Genomic DNA, 4,766 nt, shown 5'->3' on the forward strand with positions numbered 1-4,766 from the left:
GATTTCGCCATGCTTTGACAACTCGACCACGCCCTTCAGCCACTCGGTATTGGGCACCAGCCCGATCTGCACGAACACGCCTTCCAGCTCGATGTGCTTGGCCTCGCCACTGACCCGGTCGGTGAAGCTGAGACCGTTCAATTTGCCGGCGGTGCCGGTGAGTTCGGTCGTTTGGGCGTTCACATGGATGGTCACATTCGGCAGGCTAGCCAGCTTGTTGACCAAGACCGCATCGGCCCGCAGCGCCGCGCCAAACTCGATCAGTGTGACTTGCGCGACGATGCCGGCCAAATCGATCGCGGCTTCAACGCCGGAGTTGCCGCCGCCAATCACCGCCACGCGTTTGCCCTTGAACAGCGGGCCGTCGCAATGCGGGCAATAGGCCACGCCCTTGTTCTTGTATTCCTCTTCGCCGGGCACGCCGACATGGCGCCAGCGCGCGCCGGTCGACAGAATCACCGACTTGGCCTTCAGCGCGCCACCGTTGGCTAATCTGATCTCGATCAGGCCGCCCGGCGTGGCGGCCGGGACCAGCGCTTCGGCGCGCTGCAGATTCATGATCTCGACGTCGTATTCCTTGACATGCGCTTCCAGCGCAGCGGCGAACTTCGGCCCGTCGGTCTCCAATACGGACACGTAGTTCTCGATCGTCATCGTGTCATTGACCTGGCCACCGAAGCGCTCGGCAGCGATGCCGGTGCGAATGCCCTTGCGGGCGGCGTACACGGCCGCTGCCGCACCGGCCGGGCCGCCGCCGACGATCAGCATGTCGAACGGCGCTTTCTCGCTCAGCTTGGCCGCATCGCGCGACGTCGCGCCAGTATCGAGTTTGGCGACGATCTCTTCCACGCTCATCTTGCCGGCGCCGAACACCGCGCCGTTCAGGTAGATGCTGGGCACGGCCATGATCTCGCGCTCATTGACCTCGTCCTGGAACAGGCCGCCGTCGATCACCACGGTCTTGATGTTGGGGTTCAGCACCGCCATCAGGCTGAGTGCCTGCACCACGTCCGGGCAGTTATGGCAGGTCAAGGACATATAGACCTCGAAACTAAACTCACCATCCAGGCCCTTGATCTGGGCAATCGTCTCATCCGACACCTTGGGCGGGTGACCGCCGACCCACAGCAGCGCCAGCACCAGGGAGGTGAACTCATGGCCGAGCGGGATGGCAGCAAAGCGCAGTTTCATGTCCGAGCCGATGCGGTTCAGGCTGAACGATGGGCGGCGCGCGTCCTGGCCGTCGGTCTTCAGCGTGATCTTGTCGGACATCGCCGCGATCTCTTGCAGCAGGTCCAGCAGTTCGGCCGACTCGGGTCGCTGATCCAGGCTGACTTCGATTTCAAACGGCAGCGTGACGCGCTCAAGATAGGCGTGGAGCTGGGTCTTCAGATGGCTGTCCAACATGGCGGTTCTCCTTGGGGTTTGTTTAAGCGTGACTAGGCAAAGCCACATTGAAAACACCCAGGTAGAGAGGCCGGGACGCTTTCAGCGGGGCTTGAGAAGAAGCCTTTGGGGAGAGGCAAGCCCGAGCGGGCTTGCCTGCGTCAATCTCACTCGACGTTCGATTGATCAACTAAGCGGAATGCTTAGATTTTGCCAACCAGATCCAACGACGGAGCGATGGTCTTCGAACCTTCGTTCCACTTGGCTGGGCAAACCTGGCCTGGATTGGCGGCCGTGTAACGGGCGGCCTTCAACTTGCGCAGGGTTTCCTTGACGTCACGGGCGATTTCGTTCGAGTGCACTTCGGCGGTCTTGATGATGCCGTCCGGGTTGATCACGAAGGTGCCGCGCAATGCCAAGCCTTCTTCTTCGATGTGCACGCCAAACGCGCGGGTCAGCTTGTGCGTTGGGTCGCCCACCAACGGGAACTTGGCCTTGCCCACAGCGGGCGAAGTCTCGTGCCAGACCTTGTGCGAGAAATGCGTGTCGGTGGTGATGATGTAGACCTCGGCATCGGCCTTTTGGAACTCGGCATAGTTCTCGGCCGCGTCTTCCACTTCGGTTGGGCAGTTGAAGGTGAAGGCTGCCGGCATGAAGATCAGCACCGACCACTTGCCCTTCAGCGACTCTTCTGTGACGGTGATGAACTTGCCGTTGTGAAAGGCTTCGGTCTTGAAGGGCTGGACTTGGGTATTGATCAGGGACATGACGGTTTCCTTTGAATTGAAAAACAAAACTAACGAACGAAAGACACGGTAAAAATCTTGCAATGCCTGAATCATAAGAGCAAGAGCTTGGCCGCAGTTTTGATAAATCAAATCACCGTCATTGCCTGAGCCTATTGGCGCAGGCTATTCAACCTGAGTCAACGATAGCCACAAAACCGTCATGGCGCTTCCAGTGCCAGCAGCTCTTCCACCGTCTGGCGGCGGCGGATCAGGCACTCGCTGTCGCCGTCGACCATGACTTCGGCCACCAGGGGCCGGCTGTTGTAATTGCTGGACATCGAGGCGCCATAGGCCCCGGTGTCATGGACCAGCAGCAAATCACCGACCCGCGCCTGCGGCAACTCACGCGGCTCAACCACCCCGCCCTCGCCTTGGGTGAACACATCGCCCGATTCGCACAAGGGCCCGGCCACCACCGTGGCGCGCAGCGGGCGCGGCTCCCCATCGGCCGGGATCAAGCTCATCGCGTGATAGCTGCCATACATGGCCGGCCGCATCAGCTCGCTGAAACCCGCATCGACCATCACAAAGTGATTGCGGCCGGCGTCCTTGGTGGCGCGCACCTCGGTGATCAGCACGCCGGACTCGGCCACCAGATAGCGGCCCGGCTCGATCTCCAAGGCGACCGGGTGGCCGAGCAGGCCTTCCGCTTGCTGGCGGGCGGCGTCCCAGAGGCCGAAGTAATGCCGGGTGTCGACGCTGGCGTCACCGTCGCGGTACGGCGTTGACAGGCCTCCGCCGCTGGAAATCGCCTGCAAATCATGGCCGGCTTGGTGGGCTTGCTTGACGAAGCCGACCATCGCGCCACAAACCTCGGACAGATGACCATAGTCAACACCGGAGCCGATATGCATGTGCAGGCCAATCAGCTTCAGGCCATGCTGGCGCACTGCGGCAAGAGCGTTCAGCAACTCGGTGTGCCAGATGCCGTGCTTGCTGTGCTCGCCGCCGGTATTGGTCTTGTTGCTGTGGCCATGGCCGAAACCGGGGTTGATGCGCAGCCAGACTGGATGGCCGGGCGAGACCACACCCAGCTGATGCAGCATGTCGATCGAACCGGCGTTGACCGGAATGCGGTGCAGGACGACCGTGGCCAGTGTCGCGTGATCGAAAAGATCGGCGGTGAAGACGATGTCTGACGGCTCCCCGCCGGACACAAAACCAGCCGCCAGCGCGCGCAAGATTTCGCCACGCGAGACCGCGTCGACCTTGACGCCCTGCTCCCGCATCAGACGCAGGATGTGGGTGTTGGAGCAGGCTTTTTGGGCAAAGCGAATGGTGTCAAAGGCGGCCAGGGCGTTGATCCGCGCGCGCACAGTGGCGGCGTCATAGACCCACAGCGGCGTGCCGAAGCTGGCGGCCAGCGATTGGATGCGGGCGGGGGTCAGGGTGGCGGCGGGCATGGGGTTGGTTCCTACAAAAAGATGGGTGCAAACATTGGCTGCGCTCAGCATGCCTGCGACCGGCCATTCGCGCAAATGCTTTGTCATATCGATTCTATTCATATCTGATATGGTTTGGCATGACAGCAGCACCTCTGACCCACCGACACATCGAAGTCTTCCGCGCCGTCATGACGGCCGGCAGCGTGACCGAGGCCGCCGCCCTCTTGCACAGCTCCCAGCCCACCATCAGCCGCGAGCTGGCCCGGTTGGAGTTTCTGCTCGGCTACACCCTGTTCGAGCGCCAGCGCGGCCGGCTCAAACCAAACGCCCGCGCCCTGGCCCTGTTTGACGAGGTTCAGCGCAGCTATCAAAGCCTAGACCATATCGCCGGCCGTGCGCGCGCTTTGGGTCGCGCCGAGCAGGCGGTGCGCCTGAGCGTGCTGTGCCTGCCGGCGCTCAGCCATGCCTTGCTACCGGGTGCCAGTGCCGACTTCATGTCCCGGCACAGCGGCGTGCAGTTGTCAGTCACGCCGCAGGAGTCGCCGCTACTCGAAGAATGGATGGGGGCCCAGCGCTTTGACCTGGGCTTGACCGAGCAGGCGCAACAGACGCCTGCTGGCACACAGCTGCAGCCGCTGCTGGCGCTGGATGAGGTCTGCGTGTTGCCGGCGGGCCATGCGCTGCTGGCCAAGACGGTGTTGACGCCGGCCGACTTTGAGGGTTTGGACTTCGTCAGCCTATCTGCCGACGACCCCTACCGGGCTCAGCTCGATGCGGTCTTTGCGGCGCACGGCGTCGGTCGGCGCCTGCGGATGGAAACGCATAGCGCGGTGGCTGTCTGCGCGATGGTCAGCGCAGGCCTAGGCCTGGCCATAGTCAACCCCTTGACCGCCTTGGCGCTGGCGGGGCCGCAGTTGCATCTGAGGCGGTTCAGCGTCTCGGTGCCGTTCCGGGTGGCGGCATTGTTGCCGCTGCATAGACCGGCCCAGCCGCTGGTAGGGGCCTTGATTGAATGCTTGAGGCGCGAAGCAGAACGACTTCAAAGCACGCTGGACGCGATAACGTCGTTGTGATTGTGACAACGCCGTTGTCGCAGTGCGATAACGGCGTTGCCCAACCATTCGGGCGCCCAAAGGGCGCAGGCGCTACGCGCCTCCTACGCGCGCTCAATGCGCGCGTAGGCCGAATGGTTGTGAATCGACTCAAA

Annotated in this window: 4 protein-coding genes; 1 reads left to right on the plus strand and 3 read right to left on the minus strand. The window is 62.4% G+C overall.

Annotation, left to right across the window (positions count from 1 at the left end; all coding sequences use genetic code 11):
* The 3 genes from ahpF to lysA form a co-directional block, all read right to left on the minus strand.
* A partial coding sequence (gene ahpF / locus RMO57_RS19750; RefSeq protein ID WP_310389575.1) for an alkyl hydroperoxide reductase subunit F occupies positions 1-1,407 on the minus strand: 1,407 nt, incomplete at its 3' end.
* A 182-nt stretch (positions 1,408-1,589) separates the two neighbouring features.
* A complete protein-coding gene (ahpC, locus tag RMO57_RS19755; protein ID WP_310389579.1) occupies positions 1,590-2,153 on the minus strand; it encodes an alkyl hydroperoxide reductase subunit C in 564 nt (187 codons plus the stop codon).
* Between the two features lie 179 nt (positions 2,154-2,332).
* A complete protein-coding gene (gene lysA, locus RMO57_RS19760; protein ID WP_310389581.1) occupies positions 2,333-3,577 on the minus strand; it encodes a diaminopimelate decarboxylase in 1,245 nt (414 codons plus the stop codon).
* A gap of 119 nt (positions 3,578-3,696) precedes the next feature.
* Here lysA and RMO57_RS19765 point away from each other — a divergent pair, with 119 nt between their 5' ends.
* Positions 3,697-4,632 carry a LysR family transcriptional regulator gene (locus RMO57_RS19765; protein WP_310389583.1) on the plus strand — a complete coding sequence of 312 codons (936 nt, stop codon included), beginning with the start codon at positions 3,697-3,699 and terminating at the stop codon, positions 4,630-4,632.
* The last annotated feature ends 134 nt before the right edge of the window (positions 4,633-4,766 follow it).

Source organism: Roseateles sp. (assembly GCF_031397715.1).
Classification (GTDB): Bacteria; Pseudomonadota; Gammaproteobacteria; order Burkholderiales; family Burkholderiaceae_C; genus Paucibacter_A.